The sequence below is a fragment of the Streptomyces sp. NPDC058773 genome, assembly GCF_042746015.1.
Taxonomy (GTDB): domain Bacteria; phylum Actinomycetota; class Actinomycetes; order Streptomycetales; family Streptomycetaceae; genus Streptomyces.
On record NZ_JBHYPE010000017.1, the window covers coordinates 129,551 to 149,148 of the forward strand.

19 protein-coding genes are annotated in these 19,598 nt (G+C 69.6%); 9 read left to right on the forward strand and 10 right to left on the reverse strand.

Translation table 11 applies throughout. The features are described from left to right. The first annotated feature begins 322 nt into the window (after positions 1-322). The 5 genes from ACFW5B_RS17620 (at position 323) to ACFW5B_RS17640 (ending at position 5,377) form a co-directional block, all read left to right on the forward strand. A complete protein-coding gene (locus ACFW5B_RS17620) occupies positions 323-1,081 on the forward strand; it encodes a hypothetical protein (RefSeq protein WP_386439852.1) in 759 nt (252 codons plus the stop codon). A gap of 1 nt (position 1,082) precedes the next feature. Continuing rightward, positions 1,083-2,030, forward strand: a complete 948-nt coding sequence (locus tag ACFW5B_RS17625; protein ID WP_386439854.1) for a zinc metalloprotease — start codon at positions 1,083-1,085, stop codon at positions 2,028-2,030. A gap of 635 nt (positions 2,031-2,665) precedes the next feature. Continuing rightward, complete coding sequence (locus ACFW5B_RS17630) at positions 2,666-3,361, forward strand: hypothetical protein (RefSeq protein ID WP_386439856.1); 696 nt, start codon at positions 2,666-2,668, stop codon at positions 3,359-3,361. Between the two features lie 610 nt (positions 3,362-3,971). Continuing rightward, entirely contained in the window at positions 3,972-4,670 is a 699-nt protein-coding gene (locus ACFW5B_RS17635; protein WP_386439858.1) for an LPXTG cell wall anchor domain-containing protein, read from the forward strand. A 110-nt stretch (positions 4,671-4,780) separates the two neighbouring features. Then, positions 4,781-5,377 carry a hypothetical protein gene (locus tag ACFW5B_RS17640; RefSeq protein ID WP_386439860.1) on the forward strand — a complete coding sequence of 199 codons (597 nt, stop codon included), beginning with the start codon at positions 4,781-4,783 and terminating at the stop codon, positions 5,375-5,377. A 120-nt stretch (positions 5,378-5,497) separates the two neighbouring features. Here ACFW5B_RS17640 and ACFW5B_RS17645 read toward each other — a convergent pair whose 3' ends face one another. Further along, positions 5,498-6,763, reverse strand: a complete 1,266-nt coding sequence (locus ACFW5B_RS17645) for an oxygenase MpaB family protein (protein ID WP_386439888.1) — start codon at positions 6,761-6,763, stop codon at positions 5,498-5,500. Further along, positions 6,739-7,890 (reverse strand): ABC transporter substrate-binding protein, encoded by a 1,152-nt coding sequence (locus ACFW5B_RS17650; protein ID WP_386439862.1) that lies wholly within the window; start codon positions 7,888-7,890, stop codon positions 6,739-6,741. The genes ACFW5B_RS17645 and ACFW5B_RS17650 overlap by 25 nt, the downstream gene beginning before the upstream one ends. Positions 7,891-8,292: 402 nt before the next feature. Here ACFW5B_RS17650 and ACFW5B_RS17655 point away from each other — a divergent pair, with 402 nt between their 5' ends. The 3 genes from ACFW5B_RS17655 to ACFW5B_RS17665 all read left to right on the forward strand — a co-directional run bounded on the left by ACFW5B_RS17655 (position 8,293) and on the right by ACFW5B_RS17665 (position 10,101). Then, the gene (locus tag ACFW5B_RS17655) at positions 8,293-8,667 is read left to right on the forward strand and encodes a hypothetical protein (protein ID WP_386439864.1); all 375 of its coding nucleotides are present in this window, start codon (positions 8,293-8,295) and stop codon (positions 8,665-8,667) included. Between the two features lie 567 nt (positions 8,668-9,234). After that, entirely contained in the window at positions 9,235-9,750 is a 516-nt protein-coding gene (locus ACFW5B_RS17660) for a MarR family winged helix-turn-helix transcriptional regulator (protein WP_386439866.1), read from the forward strand. Positions 9,751-9,930: 180 nt separating this feature from the next. Beyond that, positions 9,931-10,101, forward strand: a complete 171-nt coding sequence (locus ACFW5B_RS17665) for a hypothetical protein (protein ID WP_386439868.1) — start codon at positions 9,931-9,933, stop codon at positions 10,099-10,101. A gap of 244 nt (positions 10,102-10,345) precedes the next feature. Here the strand turns inward: ACFW5B_RS17665 and ACFW5B_RS17670 are convergent, their stop codons facing one another. The 6 genes from ACFW5B_RS17670 to ACFW5B_RS17695 form a co-directional block, all read right to left on the reverse strand. Further along, positions 10,346-10,918, reverse strand: a complete 573-nt coding sequence (locus tag ACFW5B_RS17670; protein WP_386439870.1) for a hypothetical protein — start codon at positions 10,916-10,918, stop codon at positions 10,346-10,348. Continuing rightward, positions 10,915-12,036: an ROK family glucokinase gene (locus tag ACFW5B_RS17675; RefSeq protein ID WP_386439872.1), complete on the reverse strand. Its 1,122-nt coding sequence runs from the start codon at positions 12,034-12,036 to the stop codon at positions 10,915-10,917. Before ACFW5B_RS17675 ends, ACFW5B_RS17670 begins: the two co-directional genes overlap by 4 nt. Positions 12,037-12,264: 228 nt before the next feature. Next, positions 12,265-13,074 (reverse strand): ATP-binding cassette domain-containing protein, encoded by an 810-nt coding sequence (locus ACFW5B_RS17680; protein WP_386439874.1) that lies wholly within the window; start codon positions 13,072-13,074, stop codon positions 12,265-12,267. Beyond that, a complete protein-coding gene (locus tag ACFW5B_RS17685; protein ID WP_386439876.1) occupies positions 13,071-14,141 on the reverse strand; it encodes an ABC transporter permease in 1,071 nt (356 codons plus the stop codon). Before ACFW5B_RS17685 ends, ACFW5B_RS17680 begins: the two co-directional genes overlap by 4 nt. Then, positions 14,138-15,121 carry a sugar ABC transporter substrate-binding protein gene (locus ACFW5B_RS17690; RefSeq protein WP_386439890.1) on the reverse strand — a complete coding sequence of 328 codons (984 nt, stop codon included), beginning with the start codon at positions 15,119-15,121 and terminating at the stop codon, positions 14,138-14,140. The genes ACFW5B_RS17685 and ACFW5B_RS17690 overlap by 4 nt, the downstream gene beginning before the upstream one ends. Before the next feature lie 652 nt (positions 15,122-15,773). Then, entirely contained in the window at positions 15,774-16,493 is a 720-nt protein-coding gene (locus tag ACFW5B_RS17695) for a GntR family transcriptional regulator (protein WP_386439892.1), read from the reverse strand. Between the two features lie 344 nt (positions 16,494-16,837). On the opposite strand from ACFW5B_RS17695, the gene ACFW5B_RS17700 reads away from it, so the two are divergent. Further along, on the forward strand, positions 16,838-17,230 hold the full coding sequence (locus ACFW5B_RS17700) for a VOC family protein (protein ID WP_386439878.1): 393 nt from the start codon (positions 16,838-16,840) through the stop codon (positions 17,228-17,230). A 411-nt stretch (positions 17,231-17,641) separates the two neighbouring features. Here the strand turns inward: ACFW5B_RS17700 and ACFW5B_RS17705 are convergent, their stop codons facing one another. Both ACFW5B_RS17705 and ACFW5B_RS17710 read right to left on the reverse strand, forming a co-directional pair. Then, on the reverse strand, positions 17,642-18,487 hold the full coding sequence (locus tag ACFW5B_RS17705; protein ID WP_386439880.1) for a transporter substrate-binding domain-containing protein: 846 nt from the start codon (positions 18,485-18,487) through the stop codon (positions 17,642-17,644). Between the two features lie 134 nt (positions 18,488-18,621). Then, positions 18,622-19,281, reverse strand: a complete 660-nt coding sequence (locus ACFW5B_RS17710) for a bifunctional 4-hydroxy-2-oxoglutarate aldolase/2-dehydro-3-deoxy-phosphogluconate aldolase (RefSeq protein WP_386439882.1) — start codon at positions 19,279-19,281, stop codon at positions 18,622-18,624. Between the last annotated feature and the right edge of the window lie 317 nt (positions 19,282-19,598).

Here is a 19,598-nt window from a genome sequence, read left to right on the forward strand (position 1 = left end):
TTCATAGCACATGTCTTGGATCTGCGTAGTGAACGGCCATTGCCCGGACAAGGTCCGCTCGTCGGTCAAGGCAGCTGTGGAGCCGGGGTGTATCCAGTTCAGGACGTGGCTCTCGTCGTATCGCACGGTCGCCCTGGCCACGGGGGACAGACGAGTACCGGATGGCGGCGGCCGGGAGGCCAAGGCGAGCAGCTGCGAAAGCCTGCCGCACCAGACGTACTTCGCGTGGGCATCCGTGGTGTCACCCGTCGGGCCTGGCCCAGGCTTCGGCCACGAGCCATACGAGGATGCGGGCCGCGTACCCCCATGCGATAAAGGAAATATGGCGGATGCACTCAAGAACGCCGATGTGGAAGTAAAGATCAGCATGTCTGGCGAGGCGGCCGATTCCGCGCGCCGGATGCTCTCCCTTGAGGCCGAGGACGGCAAGGCCCTCACGATTTACTTCTGGGACAGACCGTGGACGGGCGGTGACGGAATTCATCTTCCCCTGTCGGAGGCGGGAGTTGTTATCCGGCTACGGAAAGCCACGAAGGGCGATGCGGACGACCTGACCGTGAAACTGCGGCCGTGTGTCCTGGACGCGCTGCCTGCCGACTGGCAGGCAAGTCGTGACGGGAAGGACTGGGAGTTCAAGATCGAGGAGGACTGGACCGGCCGCAACCGTGCCTGGGCAGCCTCGCTGAAGGTGGAAGACGACTTCGACCGGCCCCATGCCGATGGCGGAGACGGGGACTCGCGTAGGCCCCGGCTGACCCGGGACCAACAAGAACTCCTGGCGAGCGTCGAGATCACCGACGACGACCTGGAGGGCCTCGTGCCACTTGGCCCGATCCAGGCCATCAAGTGGAAGCCGTCCCGTCGCGACCTGATCCACCCGCTCACCGCGGAATTCTGGAGCGTCGGGCCCGACCTGCGTCTCCTGGAGCTGTCGCTCCGGGCGCATCCCTCGGAAGCCTCCGGCGCACAGAACCTGCTGGAACGGACCCTCCTCGACCTGGGCCTCCAGCCTCCGTCGCCTCAGATGTCCAAGACCCGCAGCGCCCTCACCGCCCTTGCCCGCGCGCATTTGGAGATGTGACATGTCCGAGCATGATGCGACCACCACCCCTGCCCGCCGAGGCTGCGGCACGATGCCGGTGCACCATCTGCTGATGGCCGAGGACCCGGCATACGCGACGAACCGGATCGCGATCGAGAACCAAGCTTTCGCCTACGAGGCCGGCACCGAGGCAACGGAACGTGTCGGCCTGACTCACATCCCGGTCGTTGTGCACGTGGTGTTCAACACCGCCGCACAGAACATCGGCGAGGACCAGGTCGCCAGCCAGATCGACGTGCTGAACCAGGACTTCCGGGCGCTCAATCCGGACATCGACCAGGTTCCGGCGGTCTGGAAACCGCTCGTGGCCGACAGCCGCATCGAGTTCCACCTCGCCACGCACGATCCGCAAGGCCAGCCCACCGACGGCATCACCCGCACACAGACGCAGGCCACGAAATTCAACATACGGACCAACTCCGTCAAGCACGCGTCGAGCGGCGGACACGACGCCTGGCCCGACGACCGCTACCTCAACCTCTGGGTATGTCCGCGCATCTTCGACCCCAATGACCCCAACGAGATACTCGGCTATGCCCAGTTCCCGGGTGGTCCCGCGGACACGGACGGGGTGGTCATCGGCCACCGGTTCTTCGGTACGACCGGCACCGCCTCCGCTCCCTTCAACGGCGGGCGCACGACCACCCACGAGGTGGGGCACTGGCTCAACCTGCTGCACATCTGGGGCGACGACGACAACGGCTGCAACGGCAGCGACCTCGTCGAGGACACCCCGAACTCCGGCGGCCCCAACTTCCAGACCCCGACCTTCCCTCGACTGTCGTGCAGCAATGGGCCGGACGGCGACATGTTCGTCAACTACATGGACTACACCGACGACAAGTCCATGTTCATGTTCACCCGGGGCCAGGTAACCCGCATGGAGGCCACCCTCGACAGCGCCCGGTCGTCCTTCAACGGTGCCTGACGGGTGGGAAGTTCAGACCGGTCGGCAGCCCGCCGTCAACCGCACTGAGGAAACGGCTCTCGCCTGGGCCGGCATGACGAGGTCGACAAGCCTCCCGGCCGCTTGTCTCGTGCACCAGCGGCGACCCTCAGCACCTGATCGTCAGGGCGGAAGTACGAGTACGACTGCAGGGTGCTGATCGTCGAGGCCCCACCGTGAGCGATGAAGCGCAGGGGCCGCAGCGGCTCGCTGCGCAGCAGGTCGGCTTTCACCGGACTGAGATGGACGGAGATGCGCCAGAGCGGATCAGTGAACCCTCAGTTCAGCGACTTGTCCCAGACCACGATCCTTCACGAAGGAGCGGCCAGAGTGGTGACGCCCGCGTGCTCGGCGGTCTCGCTGATCGCGGCCGCTCGGAGCGCAGTGCTGCTTCAACGTCGTGGTGACCTGGTGGGGCGGTGCCATACTCGTCGGTCGATGGTGGAGTATCCCGGCACCGAGCCGGGTCGTGTGCGATGGGCCGCGTGGCTGCCGCCCCTGCTCACACCCGTGTTAGCCGGTTGTTAGCGGAGCGGCAGCTTCTCGATAGTGGTCCGGACCAGAGTGGGTGACGTACGAGGAGACAACGACACCAACTGCCCCTGGGGGGACCTGAAATGAGCTCTGGCACCGCTGCCCGCACCGCCCGTCGCCGCACCCTGCGCATCGCCGCCGTGGCCGTGACCGCGGCCGCCGGCCTCGCCCTGATCGCCTGCTCCGGCGCCAACGCCGCCGACGCGCAGTCCGCGGGCCACACGACCGCGAGCTCTGCCGCGGCCGAGGTCACCACCTCGGGCTGGTCCGGAATTCAGAGCTCCGAGGCCAAGACCGGCGCCAAGCAGGTCGCTGCGGGGATGCAGTCGGGCGGTGCGCAGTCCGCCCGGGCCGAGGCGGGGTCCCCGGTCCGCACCCAGACCCTGGTGGACGGCAGCACGGCCAAGATCTACGACCTGGGCTCCCAGCGCTACCGCGCCGAGATCGTCAGCGACGGTTCGGTCGTGGCCACGATGGAGACGACGGGGCAGGACGCCGACGCCGGGCTCGATGCCAACGGCATGTACGTCGTGCTCACGATGGGCGGCGAGATCCACTCCTGGATGGGCGGCGAGCACCAGGGGCCGGGCACCTTCAAGCTCGCGGGCGGCTGGACGGCCAAGGTCACGAAGATCGGCGAGCTGCGGTACCGCGCGCAGATCATCGGCCACGACGGCGTGGCCGCCACGCTGGAGACGAAGGGGCACGACGTGGGGCTCGACGCCAACGGCGTGTACATCGTGCTCAGCGCCGGCGGTGTGATCAGCGCCCACGAGTAAAGGCCCGCCCGTCTCCGTGATGGTGGAGCCGCCTCCGGCGGGACAGCTCCACCGCCGCGGAGACGGAAGCGTTCTGCGCACTCACGCATCTCACCATGAGTCATGCACGACCTGAACGTGACGAACGTCAACCTGCGCCGTCCTGGCGGCACGTGGGATCAGAAAGGTCTGCTGGATGAAGATTCGCCACGCCCTGACAGCCGCCGCAGCGGCTGCCGTGATGGCGCCCGCCGCCGTACTGGCCGCGCCCGCCGCCGCGTTCGCAACCGAGCCGGTGTCCCAGGCCGGTCCCCGCACGCCCGCCTCTCCCGGCTTACCCGATGCCGCAACACCGGCGGACCGGTTAGCGGATTCCGCAACGAGCGGCGGCAGAACGGGTAGAGCGGACGAGCCGCGGCGGCCGGCCGAAGCCGCTGCCGGTGACTCGGTACCCCAGGGCCGTGACGGAGCCGCCCGTCCCGCCTCAGCGAAGCCGTCGAAAGCCGCCGGGACCGCCGAAAGGTCCACCGAGGGGGGCGCCGGCTCGGATCGTGCCGCCGGTGGAGGCAAGGACGCGGGCGATTCCGACGGTGCGGATCAGTCCTGCGCGTTCGAGTCCGACCAGTTGCAGGTGGCCGTCCGCGGGCTGCCACGCCAACTGATCGCGGGCGGCGCCTGGACTCCCTTCTCCATGAAGCTCACCAACGCCACCGACAAGCCCCTGGGGAAGGTCCAGCCCTTCCTGCTGGTGTCCTCCGCCGAAGAAGTCGACCGGCCGTACCGGGAGCTGGAGACCGAGTACCGCGATGCCAAGACGGGGCGGTGGAAGACTTTCCACGACGCGGAGCCGGACGACCTGTTCGGCTTCTTTGCCATCGGTCCGCGCAGCGCCATCACGCTCCAACTGCGCACCCGCGTGGTCAAGGACGCCAAACCCGGTGCCGGGTACGCGATCGCCGCCGGCGACTACCGCAACCGCGACGGTTCCTGCGGTTCGGCCAAGGAAGCCTGGTACGACTTCACCATCCTCCCCGCGGGCGCGAAGCCGACACAGCGCCCGACCGCCGAGCCCGGTGAGCCGGGCAAGCCGGGCGGCACGGCCGAGCCCGGCCGGAGCGCTGCGTCCGGCGGCGGGACGGGTGGTTCCGATTCCGCCGGTGGCCTCGGCCCGCAGGGCGGCGCCCACCTCGCCGCGACCGGCTCCTCGTCCGCGCTCCCGGCGATCGCTCTCGTCGGCGGAGGCGCGATGGTGGCCGGCGCGGGCGCGGTCATCGGCGTGCGCCGCCGGAAGGGCGGGGCCGGACCGGGGGCCACGGACATCACCGCGTAAGTCCCACCACTTCTCCAAGAACCTGACAACCCAAGGACCCACGGCCTCAGAACTCAATGACACCGGAAACAAAGGCTCCAAGGGTCCGAAGAACCGGGAGAGAGATCTTCATGAAACTGCGCCGCGCCCTGTCGGTCCCGGCCGCGACGGCCGCACTGCTCCCCTTGGCGGTGGCCGCCGCGCCCGCCGCCCAGGCGGCCTCTGCCGCGGAAATCCCCACGTGCTACGACGTCAGCAACGGGCAGTACCACAACAACGCCTTCGTGGGCCGCTCGTTCGGCATACCCAATTCGATCACTCTCGGCACTCACTGGACGACCTACACCGCCACGCTCACCAATGCCTCGGCGAAGGAGCTGAAGTCATTCGAACTCAGCGCCCGTCTGGGCAGTTATGTCTACAACGAGGGCGAGCGCGACCTGAGCCCGTACGGCGATCTGCAGTACTGGGACACCTCGCAGCGCGCCTGGAAGACGCTGCGGCAGGCCGATGGCAAGGCCGGCGGCACGATCCCCGGCCCGAAGACGCTGAAGCCCCGCGAGTCCGTCCACGCACAGCTGCGGTTCAGGGTGAGCAAGAACCTGCCCATGGACCAGACGTACGACGCGTTCACCGGCCTCACCGGCACCTTCGTCGACCGCTACCGCGACACGGACTGCACGGCCCACGGCGAAGCCGGCGGCGGTTTCTACCCCCGCAAGGGCTGACATCTGCGGGGAGGCTGCCGCCGTCGAGGGCCGGCGGCGGCAGCCGCCTGGGGCCCCGCAGATTCGGAAGCGGCGAGCTCAAGCACAGCCGAGACCCCGGCACTTCGTCCGCATCGGACGCTATGGGCGTCCGAGGAGTTGGCTGCCGGCCGTGTTGTCGGTGCGGGCGGTGAAGTAGTCGGTGAAGCCTTGGACGAATTCGTCTTCGGTGATCCGGCCGTCTCCATCGCGGTCGAGCTGGCGGAAGCCGTGGTTGAGTTCGGCGGGGTGGACCCGGGAGCCGCCGAAGACGGTGCGGTACTCATCGGCGCAGAGGTGTCCGCTGCCGTCGGCGTCCGCAGCGTGGAAGATCGCCCGCACCGCGACATGCAACCCCTGCTCAAGGTAGCCCGGCCCGGCATCGATCCCGGTGAGCATGGCGGTGACGAACTCCTCGCAGGTCACCTGTCCGTCGTTGTCAGCATCCATGCCGGTCCGCAGATGCTGCCACCAGGTCTCGAAGGCGGCATGGACGCGGGCTTCGCGCTCAGGGGTGAGTTCGAGGGGCCAGCACACGTTGTGCGCCATGGCCTGCAGATCGGTCGAGCTGATGCGGCCGTCGCCGGTCTGGTCGAGGACCTGACGGAAGAAGGTCCGAAGACGCGCCGGGCGGGAATCGGCACCCCTGCGGCGGCGGGGTGCGGGAATCCGGACAGGGCTTGCCTCGGGCGGGGAAGGACGGTCGGTGGAGACGGTGGGGGCCTGCGAGGTCGAGGGGCTGCCCGCCAGCGGGGCGCGGTAGCGACGGTGCTCGGGCAGCGCGTTCATCAGCACGCGCATGCCACGGTGCAGGGTGAAGGACAGCAGGGCCGCGCGGCGGGTGCGGGGCAAGTTGAAGCGCTCGCGGAAGGCTTCCGGCAGGTCCGCGAGGGTCAGCGCACCGATCACGTGGGCGGCCACCGTGCGCACAAGGGGCCAGGCCGGCTTCAGGTGACGCAGGCGGCGGGGCGCGGGTGCTTCACGGAGCATGTCGAAGAGCAGGTAGTGCACGGGTTCGCTGTATTCGAGGCGCTCGCGGATGGTGCGGTCCATATACGCGGGCACGTCCGCGGCCGTGGCCGGGAGCAGGTCGTCGGAGAAGCCGAACTCGGCACACACCGCACGGAATTCCCCGTACATCTGGTCCAGTTCGGACGGCGTCAGCGGGCGCCCGGACAGTTCCCGCATCGCCGTCATGCACTCGTACAAGGTGACCAGGACCCACACCCGCACCGCCGGGTCCAACGCGGAATGCCGCCGAAATGCGCGAGCACCAGCCGGCCGCGCGGCGCCGCCGCTCCGGAGAACGGCGGGCGCCGCGGCGGCCCTGGTGGGAGTCGCGGTTATCTGGAGACGGTCTTGTCCCAGCCCTGGGCGATGTCGTCCTTGGCATGGCCCAGCTGCGACTCGGTCGGGAACCTCGGCGTGCCGGAGACCTTCGGCAGCTTTGCGGCCGCGGTCTTGTCGAGCGTGCCGTCCTTCTCCATGGCGGCCATCAGGGCCGGGCGGGCGTAGCCCTTGAGCCAGAGGTTCTGGCCCTCGGTGCTGTAGAGGTACTCCTGCCACAGCCGGGCGGCCGCCGGGTGCGGGGCTTCCTCGTTGATGGCCTGCGAGTAGTACTGCGAGAACTTGCCGTCCTTGGGGACCGTGACCTGCCAGTCGAGTCCCTTGCTCTTGAACTCGTCGCTGTACCTGGCGTTGAGGTAGTCCCAGTCGAGGACGATCGGCGTCCGGCCCTTCGTGATGGTGGCCGAGGTGGCCTGGACGGGCGTGTAGTTGCCGATCTTCTTGAGCTTGGCGAAGAAGTCCAGGCCGGGCTGGATGTAGTCGAAGGAGCCGCCGTTGGCGAGGGCGGCCGCATACACACTGCCGAAGGCCGAACCCGACTTGTTGGGGTTGCCGTTGAGCGCGACCTTCCCCTTGTACTCCGGTTTGAGCAGCTCTTTGAAGGTGGTCGGGCAGGTCTTCACGCGATCGGCGTCGCAGCCGATGGAGATATAGCCGCCGTAGCCGTTGTACCAGCGGCTCATCGTGTCTTTCTGGCCGTCGGGGATGTCAAAGAAATCGGCGACCATGTACTGCGCGAGCAGCCCCTTCTCGGCGGCGCTGTACGCGAAGGAGCTGCCGAGGTCGAGGACGTCGGGCGCCCCGTCCTGGCCCTTGCGGGAGGTGACGGCGTTGATCTCGTCCTGGCTGGCGCCGTCCGGGTTCTCCACCTTGACCTTGATGCCGTACTTCTTCTCGAAGCCGTCGATCAGGGCGCCGTAATTGGCCCAGTCGCGGGGGAGCGCGATGGCGTTCAGCGTCCCCTCCTCTTTGGCTGCCTTGACGAGCGCGTCCATGCCCCCGAAGTCCTTGGCCGTGATCGCGGTGGCCGCGCTCTCTCCGTCGGCGTTGGTCGCCGCGTCGGAGCCCGCGCCACAGGCGCTGAGGACGAATGCGGCGGCGACGAGGCCGCCGGTGAGGGCGGCGGATCTCGGCAGGTTCTCGGTCACGGTCTCTCCAGAGGGGTACACAAGGGGGCACAGGGGACACGGGGTTCGCGTGGGGGGTGGAGAACTTGTGCGGATAACGCGTCTGAACAAGTTGGCCATAGTAGGCACGCTGCCGATGTCTGGTCCGTAACATCTTCGAAACTCTTGGCTACCAGTCCCTGCACATCTTTGGCACGCCACCCTCCTCGATGCGGCGCACGGAGTACTCACATGTGCGGGCCGGAGCGCCGCCGGGTCTGCACGATCCGGCGCAGACGGCCGTTGGCCCGCATGGGCGTTGAGTCCCGGCAGCGCCGTCCGCCTCGCATCGGGCCCCGTTCCGCCGTCGGGGCACTTCTGCCGCAACTCCCCCTTTGTCTATGGTGTCTTGAGACCGCAGAGCGCGGTCGAAGGGAGATGCTCATGCCTACGCAGACCAGCCGCGCATCGCACCGCCTTCCTCGCTTCGAAGACGCAGAACCACTCGGCCCGCAGGACGCGGAGTTCGCCAGGGACCTCAAGGCCGTGCTGGAGAAGCACGGCAATCTGGACCGGTTCGGTCTGGTCCTGTTACACGACCACTTCTCGGTCGACGGGGACGAAGTACTCGTCGAGACGAACGATCCGCAGGCCCGCACACTCCATGTCGAGGTGGAAAAGAAGGCAGAGACCAAGCACGCCCAGCCGTCGCAGTGGCGGTTCGTCGCGGACTCCGAGGAGACGCCCACCGCACAGCGCGACCGGGCCCCCTACGAGGTGCTGATGCTGTGCCTGACGCTTGCCTGCGAGGACCGCTGAGGCCGGGCGGCCCCGGCTGACACGGGCACACGGGGGGGAGGGCTGCGCGCGCCGGCGAGCTGGGTCGCGCGGGCGCCTGCCTGCCCGAGGGCTGCGGCATGAGCGTGCTCACGCACGTGGACGTGGACCGCGAACCCGCGGGCCAGGTCCGGCTGCCGCACGCACTCGCACACGGCCGAGCTGCGCGACGGTCCTCCACCCGGCCATCCGCGTGCGCTGCGCGGGGCCCTCGCGTTCATCGAGGCGAACCTCACCGAGCACATCAGCCTCAGCGACCTCGCTCAGGCCGCCCACTGCAGCCCTCGCACCCTCAACTCGGCGTTCCGTCGGTTCGGCCGGGCTCGTGGAGTGCCCCCTCATCGCCTCGTTGTGCACGTGCGGCATGGGAATGTCGTCCGCCCCCGCAGTTACCCGCACTGCGTCGGCGCCCGCCCCGACGAAGCAGCGAATTCGGCAACCGGCCCGCCTCGGCGGCTCCAGACACCGCGGACCCGCAAGGGCTTACACTCCGGAAAACTCGTCAAGCATGGTTGCGCTTCTCTGGCGCATGCGACTAGGTTGTCAGCCATGGTTGCGGAATTTGATGAGGAGAGTCCACCATCGCCGCTGGGCCCGCAGTTGCTGCGTTCCTGGCTCGGCTACCGCCGTCGGATCGAGCAGAAGCTGACGGCGGAGGGCTTCACGGACGAGCGCCAGCCCAGCGGCGTGATCCTCCGGCTGTGCGTCGCGGACGACCGGATGACCATCTCCCGGATCGGCCGCGAGTTGCAGGTCAGCCGCCAGGCCGCCAGCAAGCAGGTGTCCGACCTGTGCGAACGCGGCTATCTGAGCCTGGAGAGGTCGCCCGGCGACGGCCGCGAGAAGTTCGTTCGCCCCACGCCCGAGGCCCACGCGTTTCTCCAGGCGTTCAACAGGGTCCGCCGCGAGGTCGACGCCGAGATCCGCGGTCAGCTCGGCAGCGAGGCCATCGGCGCGCTGTCGGCCCTGTTCACGCTGCTCGCAGAGCCGGCGGAACCACGTACCGGCGACGTCTGGCGTGAGGTCCGCTCCCGCGCCACCCTCCTCGGGCTCACCGACCACTGACAGCCTTGGCCGCCGGGCCGGCGGCCAAGCCATCCTGGTGGCCTGGTTACCCGCAGGCCGCCCCACGCTGCCCCCACAACCTTCGGCGCCGCCCCCTCTTTGGCACACCGGCGCTTTCGCATCGCCTCTCGCGTCGCCTCTCACATGGCCTCGCGCATGGCCTCGCGCATGGCCTCGCGCATGGCCTCGCGCATGGCCTCGCGCGGCGCCCGCACCTGGCGAGGCCGCACCGGCTACCTCCTCCAGCCCCCCGGCTGGCGCGAAGCCGACACCGCTCCCGACCCCGGCCCCGACACCGACACCGACACCGACACCACCCAGCCCCCGGCAAAGGTTTCCGTGACGCCCTGAAGCTCGCCGTCCCGTCTCCCCGTCACCGCACCACCACCCGCCCGGCGCCCGCTCAGGGAGTCGGGCCGGGGTTCGTGGTGCCGTTCGGCGCCTTGTCCGAGCAGCAACTCGTCGCCAGGCTCAGGCCGCCCCGATGCACAGCGCACGCAGCAGCGGCTGCACACCAGTTGACGCTTCCGCGTCAGCTCCAGCCCCGGCCCCGCTCCCGGCCTCGGCCTCCGGCCACGACCCCGGCCAGTCGACGTCAGAAGTTCACAGTCGAGACCGTGTACACCACCGGATGCCCCGGCTCGTCATAGCTGACCATGATCCGCTGGGACGGGTGCGGCGGCCGGTCCTTGGTGGTCGTGCCGGCCCAGGGCCCGTCGGTGTTGAGGTCCCAGCCGACCTTGGCCGCCTGTCCGGGCGAGATGGTCTTCTGGCCCTTCTTGAGGGCGTCGGTGCTGGTGCCGACGGCCGCGAGGTAGTGCTCCAGGCCCCATTCGTTGGTCCGGAACTGCACGAACAGCGAGCTGGTCTGCCAGGAGTTGGTCTCGTAGTAGTAGACCGGCGTGGAGCCGATCGGTACCGGGACGTTGTAGATCCGCTGCTGGACCTTGGACGGGAAGGCGTTGGTCAGGCCGGTGGCGGCGGCCTCCAGTTCCTTGCCCTCGCCGCTGTCCCGGCTCTGCTCGGCGGAGATGACGATGTAGCCGGCCGGGATCGCGATCAGCAGGAAGACGATCAGCGCCATCAGCAGTGGACGGCGCGGCTTGGCGCGCGGCGGCGTGTGCGGGGGCTGGTCGTCGTGCACGGTGTGCAGGTCGGTGTCGGTCATCGGCGGCCGGCCCGTTCATAGCGCTCGTAGCGCTCGACGCGGCGCCGGTTGGCGCGCCGGAAGCGGCGGGCCACCAGACGGGCCAGATCGGCGGCGCCGACCATCCCGGCCTCGGGACCCAGCTGGGCCTTGGCGATGGTGGCCTCGGGGCGGTAGCCGCGGCCGGTGAGATGGCGCCGGAAGGCGTCCCTGGCCGGGCCGATCAGCAGGTCGTCGGCGGCGCTGACGCCCCCGCCGATGACGAAGCAGGACGGGTCGAGGGCGGCCGCCAGATTGGCGATGCCGACGCCGAGCCACTGGCCGATGTCCTGGAGAAGCTCGACGCACATCGCGTCGCCCTCCCGGGCCAGCTCGGTGATCAGCGGTCCGGTGATGTCGCCGACCCGGCCGCCGACCCGCTCGATGATGTTGTACGCGACCGGGGAGTCGGCGGCGGCCAGCTCACGGGCCTCGCGTACCAGGGCGTTGCCGGAGCTGTACTGCTCCCAGCAGCCGCGGTTGCCGCAGGGGCAGCGGTGGCCGCCGGGGACGACCTGCATATGGCCGAATTCACCCGCGACGCCGTACTTGCCGCGCTTGACCGCGCCGTCCTCCAGGATCGCGCCGCCGATACCGGTACCGAGCGTGATCATCACCAGGTGGTCCTGGCCGCGGCCGGCGCCGAAGCGCCACTCGGCCCAGGCGGCGGTGTTGGCGTCGTTGTCGACCATGACCGGGACGGCGAGACGGCCCGCGAGCCGGTCCCGCAGGGGCTCGTTGCGCCAGTTCAGATGCGGGGCGAAGAGCACGTTGCTGCGGTCCGCGTCGACCCAGCCGGCCGCGCCGATGCCGACCGCGTGGACGTCGTGCCGGTCGGAGAGGTCGAGCACCAGCTCGGTGATGGTGTCCTCGACGACCTTGGGGCTCTTGGACTTGTCCGGCGTCTCGGTACGGACCTTCTCCAGGATGGCGCCGTCGGCGTCGACCACGCCCGCCATGACCTTGGTGCCGCCGATGTCGATACCGACGGTGGGCACCCGGGGGGCGGTCAGATGCGAGCGCCGCTCGCGGGTGCCGACCGTGCGCAGCACGGTGGCTCTGGCGGATCCTCGGTGCACCCGGTCCCGGTACATGCTCATCGACCCACCTCTTCGCCGGTACTCCCCCACTGGCCGAAGGCCGTGGGTGATGCCCCCGTGCGGCTGCTGCGTGCTCGCAAGAGTCGTCTCGTCCCTGCGGGTCTCGGGAGGCCGGGGCCTCGATGTGCTGGTTCGCTGCGATTGTGCATCACTCGCACCGTCCCGCGCACCGCGACAGAGAGTAACGCGCCCCGCGCGGGCCGGGGCCTGCGCGGGGCGCGGTGGAGATCACTCGGGCCGGTGACCGCCGGGGAATTCGGGGGTCGCGGTGCGGGCCAGCTCGTGACTGAGCTGTTCCAGCTCGCTGCCGCCCGCCATTTGACGGGTCAGCTCCTCCAGGGCGATCTCCGACTTGGCGTGGCTGCCGGCCATCGTCCCCCGCTTGAGCAGCACGAAGCGGTCGCCGACGAGATAGGCGTGATGCGGATTGTGGGTGATCAACACCACGCCGAGCCCGGCGTCCCGGGCGGCGGCGACGTACTTGAGGACGACACCGGACTGCTTGACGCCGAGCGCCGCGGTCGGCTCGTCCAGGACGAGCACCTTGGCACCGAAGTAGACGGCGCGGGCGATGGCGACGCACTGCCGTTCGCCGCCCGAGAGGGTGCCGATGGGCTGGTCGACATCGCGCAGGTCGATGCCCATCCGCAGCAGCTCGCTACGGGTGGTCTCGCGCATCGTCCGGACGTCGAGCCGCTTGAACGGGCCGACGCCGGTGGTCGGCTCGGAGCCGAGGAAGAAGTTCCGCCAGACCGGCATCAGCGGAACCACGGCCAGGTCCTGGTAGACGGTGGCGATACCGCGGTCCAGGGCCTCCCGCGGGCTGGCGAGCGCGGTCTCCTCGCCGTCGATGGTGAACGAGCCGGCGTCGTGCCGGTGCAGCCCCGCGATGATCTTGATCAGGGTGGACTTGCCGGCGCCGTTGTCGCCGAGCACACAGGAGATCTCGCCCGCGTGCACCTCCAACGAGACGCCTTCCAGGGCCCGGACGTTGCCGTAGTACTTGCTGACGTCGGTCAGCTCGACCAGCGCTGTCATGCCTTTTCCTCCGCCCGCTTGCGGACCCATGCGTTCAGGAGCGTGGCGAGCAGCAGCATCGCGCCGAGGAAGAACTTGTACCAGTCCGGATTCCACTGCGCGTAGACGATGCCCTTGCTGGCCATGCCGAAGATGAAGGCGCCGACGGCCGCGCCGATCGCCGAGCCGAAGCCGCCCGTCATCAGACAGCCGCCGACCGCCGCGGCGATGATGTAGAGGAACTCGTTGCCCACGCCGTCGCCGGACTGGATCGCGTCGTACGAGAACAGCAGATGCTGTCCGGAGACCCAGGCGGCGAAGGCGACGCCCATGTAGAGGCCGATCTTCGTCTTCGTCACCGGGACGCCGACCGCCCGTGCGGCATCGGCGTTGCCGCCCACCGCGAAGATCCAGTTGCCGACGCGGGTCCGCAGCAGGACCCAGGTGGCCACCGCGACCAGCGCCAGCCACCACAGGATGGTGACCTGGATGTCGACGCTGCCCAGGGTCAGATGCGAGGCGAAGACCGTACGGGCCGAGTCGAAGCCCTCCATGTCGGCGATGGTCTTCGTCGAGACGGTGCCGCTGATCAGCTTGGTGAAGCCGAGGTTGAGGCCGGTCAGCATGAAGAAGGTGCCGAGCGTGATGATGAAGCTGGGCAGTTTCGTACGGGTCAGCAGCACCCCGTTGAACACCCCGATGGCCAGGGTGACCAGCAGCGACACCCCGACGCCCACCCAGGTGTTGGCGGTCATCTGGTAGCTGAACATCGACGAGATCAGCGCCGAGCTGACGACCATGACACCGGCCGAGAGATCGAATTCCCCGCCGATCATCAGCAGCGCCACCGGCACCGCCATGATCCCGATCGTCGAGGACGCATAGAGCACGGTGGACAGGCTGGACGCCCGCAGGAACGGCTCGGCGACGATCGAGAAGAACACGAAGACCGCGGCGGCACCGACGACGGAGCCCAGTTCGGGGCGGCCCATCAGCCGGCGGACCAGGGAGCGGTGCAGCAGCCGTTCGTCGCCTCCGCTCCCGGCCGGTCCGGCGGGCGGCAGCGGCGGTGCCGCGGTGTCGCTCATCGGGTCCCCCGCTTCGTGTACTCCTGCAGCGCGGCGGCGTCCTTCTTGGTGATCACCTGGGGCCCGGTGAGCACCGGCTTGCCGCCGCCGAGGACATCGGAGTTGTACTTGTACAGCCACAGCAGGTCGACGGCCTGATAGCCCTGGAGATAGGGCTGCTGGTCGACGGCGAAGCCGAGGGAGCCGTCCTTCAGACCGGTGGCGACCTGGGCGTTGAGGTCGAAGGTGTCGATCTCGGCCTTGCTGCCGGCCTGCTCCTTGGCCTTGACGGCGGTGGCGGCGAAGGGCGCGCCGAGCGTCACGACGGCGTCGATGCCGCTGTCCGACTGGAGCTTGGACTCGATGGAGGACTGCACATCCGGCATGTTGGTGCCCTCGACGTACAGCTTCTGCAGATCGCCCTTGAAGGTCTTCTCCGCGCCGTCGCAGCGCTGCTCATGGCCGACATTGCCCTGCTCGTGCAGGACGCACAGGGCCTTCTTGCGGCCGCGCTTGTTCAGCTCCTCGCCGACCGCCTCGCCGGCCACCTTCTCGTCCTGCCCGATGTGGCTGAGCGCACCGAACGCCTTGGACTCCTCGGCTCCGGAGTTCACCGTGATCACCGGGATACCGGCCTTCTCGGCCTTGGCGATGACGTCCTTCATCGCATGGGGCTTGGCCAGCGAGACGATCAGCCCGTCGACCTTCTGATCGATATAGGACTGCACCAGCTGGCTCTGCCGCTGGGCCTCCTTGTCGTGCCCGTAGACGAACTTGATGTTGTCCTTGACGGCCGCCTGCTGGGCGCCGTTCTGCACGATGTCCCAGAAGGTGTCGCCGTCTCCCGAGTGGGTGACCATCGCGAACGTCCACCGCGGGGTGTTCACCGCGGCCTTGCCGCCGGCGGCCTGCGCGGCCCGCTCCTGCTCGGCGCGCAGACCTCCGGTGCTGCTGCACCCCGCCAGGGAGGCGCCCAGCGCCGCCGCCAGCACGGCGCCGATGACGCGTCCCCTTCTCCGAACCCGTGCCACGAGGACTCGCCCTTCCCGCTGATCGTGCCGTGTCGGCTGCGTTGGTTGTATTCGCTGTCCGGTTGGGCCGGCTGACTGCTCTGTGGTGTCATACACCGGCGCCGGACGGCCGGGCCCAACCGGCCAAGTATCCGTTACCGGTGATCTGTCCCGGTTCATGGGGTCCCGTCTTCCCTGGGGCTGCACCGGGTGTCTGGCCCGGCGTACGCGGTGAGATGTGGTCGGTCCTTCTCGGTGTCCGGGCCGGGCCCGGTGCGCGCCGGCCTGCCGGCGGCGCCGCATCCGGTGGCCGGCGCGACGGCCGCCGTTAAGGCGGCGGTGCCGCGCGGCGCGACGCCGTGGACAGTGCGGGGGCCAGTCGTGCGCACGCCGATCATCGTGGGACCGCCTTTTCTCCCGGCCGCCGGAATGCGGCTGGAGGAGTTTGTAACGGCGCGCGCGGAGCCACGTCAATGGTTTGTCAGAACATTATGACGAAGCCCGGTCGCGACGGACCTGCATAGCGTGATATTCCCGGCATCACGGCCCGCAGGGGCTCGCCCGGAAGGGCACGATGACCGGCACGGAAAGTCCTCGGGGCGGTACGGCTCACCGCACCCCGCGCCCGCTCCCCCCACTCCGCTCAGGGGCGTACCAGCAGCTGGAACTCGAAGGCGTAGCGGGACGCCCGGTAGACATGCGAGCCGAACTCGACCGCGCGCCCGGTGTCGTCGAAGGTCGTCCGCTGCATCGTGAGCAGCGGGGCCCCCTCGGGCTCGTCGAGCCGCTCCCCCTCCTCGACGGTCGCGGCACGGGCCCCGACGGCCTGCCGGGCGCTGTGCAGGGTGATACCGGCCGACCGCATCAGGCGGTAGAGCCCGGTCCCCTCCAGGTCGGCGGTCTTCAGCTCGATCAGCCCGGCGGGGAGGTGGTTACGCAGATGCGCGACGGGTTCACCATGGGCCAGCCGCAGCCGCTCGACCAGCGCGACCTCCGCCCCCTCGGCGATCCCGAGCGCGGCGGCGACCTCGGCGTCGGCCTCGGTGGTGGTGTTGCGCAGCACCCGGGTGGCGGGCTTCTGCCCGGCCGCCTCCAGGTCGTCGTAGAGGCTGCTCAGCTCCAGCGGACGCTTGACCTGGCTGTGCACGACCTGGGTGCCGATACCGCGCCGGCGCACCAGCAAGCCCTTGTCGACCAGCGACTGGATCGCCTGCCGCACCGTCGGCCGGGACAGGCCCAGCCGGCCGGCCAGCTCGATCTCATTGCCGAGCAGACTCCCGGGCGCCAGCTTCCCGTGCTCGATCGCGGCCTCCAGCTGCTGGGACAGCTGAAAGTACAACGGGACCGGACTGCTCCGGTCCACGCTGAACTGGACCGGGCCATCGGCACCCAGGGCTTGTTCCGTATCGCGTTTCCCCACGCTCGCGAGCGTATCCGCCCCGACAGATGACGGGAAGTCCGGAGGTCACATTGTCCGGACATGGCGGGGGATGCGGTGGGTTCCGGTGGGCCGGGCCGGCCCGGGAAATCGTGGGCGTGGGCGTGGGCGGGCGAGGTCTTGCCCGTACACGGCGATACTCGACCCCGACCCGGCCCGTACCCCGACCCGGCCCGTACGCCGGAACACTCGGCCTCGGACAGCCGTGACCGCACACCGGGCCGGGCGCCCGCCCGTGCCCCGACCGCCCGCACGTCCCGGAGGAGCCCATGCCCGTACGCCGCGTCGTCCCCGACATCCACTCCGACGACCTCGACAAAAACCGCACGTTCTACGGCCTGCTGGGCTTCGAGGAGGTCATGAACCTCGGCTGGGTCATGACCCTCGCCTCCCCGGCCAACCCCACGGCGCAGCTCACCTTCATGACCCACGACAAGTCCGCCCCGGTCACCCCCGACATGAGCATCGAGGTCGACGACGTGGACGCCGCCTACGCCGCCGTCGTGGCCGCCGGGGCGCAGATCATCCGCCCCCTCCAGGACGAGGAGTGGGGCGTCCGCCGCTTCTTCGTCAAGGACCCCAACGGCCGGATCATCAACGTCCTCAGCCACCGCGCACCGTCCCACGGCACCGAGGGCACCACGGCCGCAGCCGAGGACTGAGCGGCGACGGGCGCCGGCTGGGACGTGTCCGTCCCAGCCCTCACCGCCGCCCGCAGGCCCGTTGAGTGTCATCGCCGTGCCCTGGGCCACCGCGCACACGCTCTCCGTCCCCTCCGCGTCGAGCATGGTCAGCTCGCAGCGGCACACGGCCTGCCGGCGGCCGGCCTGGACGACTTCGGCGCGGGCGCGCAGGGTGCGGCCGAGCGCCGGGCGCACGTACTGGATGGAGAAGCCGCCGGTGACGATGGGCCGGGCCGAGGGCCGTGGCGGCGGTCGAACACCGCACTCGCCCGCCCCGAACCGGCCATCTCACCCTCCGCCTCGCGCGCTACGTCCGAAGACCCGCCCCGATATGAGAGCCGCCCCTCCAAAACGGCACGCGGCACCCTTGACCCGCGAGACCCCTCCCGGCTACTTCATCCAGGCCTCCTCGTACTTCCGGTACGTGCCGTCGTGGGTCGCCAGGTGCACCCACTGGTCCACATACGCCTTGAACTCGTCGTCGCCGCGGGGCAGGGCGTAGGCCTTCTCGGAGAAGGTGAAGGGCTTGTCCGGGTGGAGGGAGCAGAGCTCGGGGTGGATCTTGGCCTGGTAGCGGGTCTCACTGGCGTCGGTCATCATCACATCGGCGCGGCCCGCGATGATCTCGTCGAAGACCGTGGTGTTGTCCGGATGGACCGTGAGGGCGGCCCGGTGGAGGTGGGTGCGGGCGAACTCCTCATTGGTGCCGCCCGGGTTGACGATGACGCGCGTTCCGGGCCGGTCGATCTGCGCCGGCGTCCGGTACCTGTCCTTGTCCGTGCAGCGGACGATGGGCGTCTTGCCGTCGGTGCGGGTGGGCTCGCTGAAGTACACGGAGCGGGCGCGCGGGAGGGTCACCGAGACCCCGCCCATGGCGATGTCGCAGCGTCCGGCCGACAGATCGCCGACGAGATCCGCCCAGGTCGTGGCCACATAACGCGGCCTGACATCCAGGCTCTTGGCGAGATCCCCGGCCATCTCGATGTCCACGCCGCGGTACTTACCGGTCGCGGGGTCACGGTGACTGAAGGGGCGGTAGTCGCCGGTGGTGCAGACGCGCAGCACCCCGCGCCGGGGGACGGCATCGAGGGCCGAGGCCTTTCCGGCGGAGGTGGAGGTGAAGGCCCTGACCGTGGCGGCTTCGCGTACCGCGGCGGGGGTGTCCGAGGCCGCCGGTGCGGCGGCGGTCACGGCGAGCAGACAGGCGAGGGCGGAGAGGGTGGCGGCGCGCTTCATGGGGGCTCCTGTGACTCCGGTACGCGACGGCATGGCCGCATGATCGAAGCGCTCAGCGTCGCAGAGCCCCGGGCACGGGTGAACCCCCTGGCGTGCGCCTCCCCTTGAGGAAGCCCCTCCCCTCCCTCAACCCCTCAGAAGTCCGCGGCGCCTCGGGCCATCAGGCGGTCCGGAGCGGCCTCCTCAAGTCGGGTGAGGAGATCGGCGGCACGCTTGGTGACGGTGTCGCGGTCACCGTCGGAGAGCGCCGCACCCATGCCGACGGCGACGGCACCCGCGGCGATCCACTCCGGTGCGCTGTCGACCGTCACCCCGCCCGTCGGCAGCACCGGCACCTGCGGCAGCGAGGCACGGACCTCCGCCAGCCAGGACGGGTCGTGTGCCGAGGCGGGGAACAGCTTGAGCGCGTCCGCCCCGAGCTCCAGTCCGCGGACCATCTCGGTCGGCGTCGCCACCCCGGCGAACACCGGGACGCCATAGCGGTGGCCCGTACGGATGACCTCGGCGTCAAGGCTGGGCGAGACCAGGAACCGGGCGCCCGCGTCGACCGCCATCCTGGCCGATGCCGCGTCAAGGACCGTGCCGGCGCCGATGACCGCGTCGTCGCCCAGCTCGCGGGTGAGCGTGGTGACCGCTTCCAGGGCGAACGGGGTGGTGAGGGATATCTCCAGGCTGGTGATGCCCGCCGACAGCAGGGTGTCGGCGGTGGCGCTGGCCTCGTCATACGTCCGGCTGCGGACGATGGCGAAAACACGCTGCGCCAGTGCGGCCCGGGTGATTTCCCAGCGATACACGGCAGTTCGCCGTCCTTCCTTGTCTCCGACGCTCCATGCCGCCTCGCCATGGCCTGCAGCGGATACGGCATTTTCCGGGGCGTGCCGCAGCAGCTGACCGCACATGGTCTTTTTCCGCCGATGCCCGCCCGCTCCTCGTTTTCACCGAAACGCTACCGGGAGCCACTGACAATCCTCTCCCGGGGGTGCGCCCCGTGCGCCCCTTCTGCCGAGAATGGGGAGAAGAGGGAGGTCGGAGGGGGCGCACGGAACCGGCTCACGGCCGCGGCTCAACGCACGGGCGCACACACGGCGGCGGCCGGGGTGCACATGCACCC

Excerpts from the sequence above, each read along its gene's own strand:
- ACFW5B_RS17660 (WP_386439866.1), top strand. The coding sequence starts at position 9,235 with ATGGTTGCGGAATTTGATGAGGAGAGTCCACCATCGCCGCTGGGCCCG.
- ACFW5B_RS17700 (WP_386439878.1), top strand. The coding sequence starts at position 16,838 with ATGCCCGTACGCCGCGTCGTCCCCGACATCCACTCCGACGACCTCGAC.
- ACFW5B_RS17675 (WP_386439872.1), bottom strand. The coding sequence starts at position 12,036 with ATGAGCATGTACCGGGACCGGGTGCACCGAGGATCCGCCAGAGCCACC.
- ACFW5B_RS17705 (WP_386439880.1), bottom strand. The coding sequence starts at position 18,487 with ATGAAGCGCGCCGCCACCCTCTCCGCCCTCGCCTGTCTGCTCGCCGTG.
- ACFW5B_RS17655 (WP_386439864.1), top strand. The coding sequence starts at position 8,293 with ATGCCTACGCAGACCAGCCGCGCATCGCACCGCCTTCCTCGCTTCGAA.
- ACFW5B_RS17680 (WP_386439874.1), bottom strand. The coding sequence starts at position 13,074 with ATGACAGCGCTGGTCGAGCTGACCGACGTCAGCAAGTACTACGGCAAC.
- ACFW5B_RS17620 (WP_386439852.1), top strand. The coding sequence starts at position 323 with ATGGCGGATGCACTCAAGAACGCCGATGTGGAAGTAAAGATCAGCATG.
- ACFW5B_RS17625 (WP_386439854.1), top strand. The coding sequence starts at position 1,083 with ATGTCCGAGCATGATGCGACCACCACCCCTGCCCGCCGAGGCTGCGGC.
- ACFW5B_RS17670 (WP_386439870.1), bottom strand. The coding sequence starts at position 10,918 with ATGACCGACACCGACCTGCACACCGTGCACGACGACCAGCCCCCGCAC.
- ACFW5B_RS17685 (WP_386439876.1), bottom strand. The coding sequence starts at position 14,141 with ATGAGCGACACCGCGGCACCGCCGCTGCCGCCCGCCGGACCGGCCGGG.
- ACFW5B_RS17640 (WP_386439860.1), top strand. The coding sequence starts at position 4,781 with ATGAAACTGCGCCGCGCCCTGTCGGTCCCGGCCGCGACGGCCGCACTG.
- ACFW5B_RS17630 (WP_386439856.1), top strand. The coding sequence starts at position 2,666 with ATGAGCTCTGGCACCGCTGCCCGCACCGCCCGTCGCCGCACCCTGCGC.
- ACFW5B_RS17665 (WP_386439868.1), top strand. The coding sequence starts at position 9,931 with ATGGCCTCGCGCATGGCCTCGCGCGGCGCCCGCACCTGGCGAGGCCGC.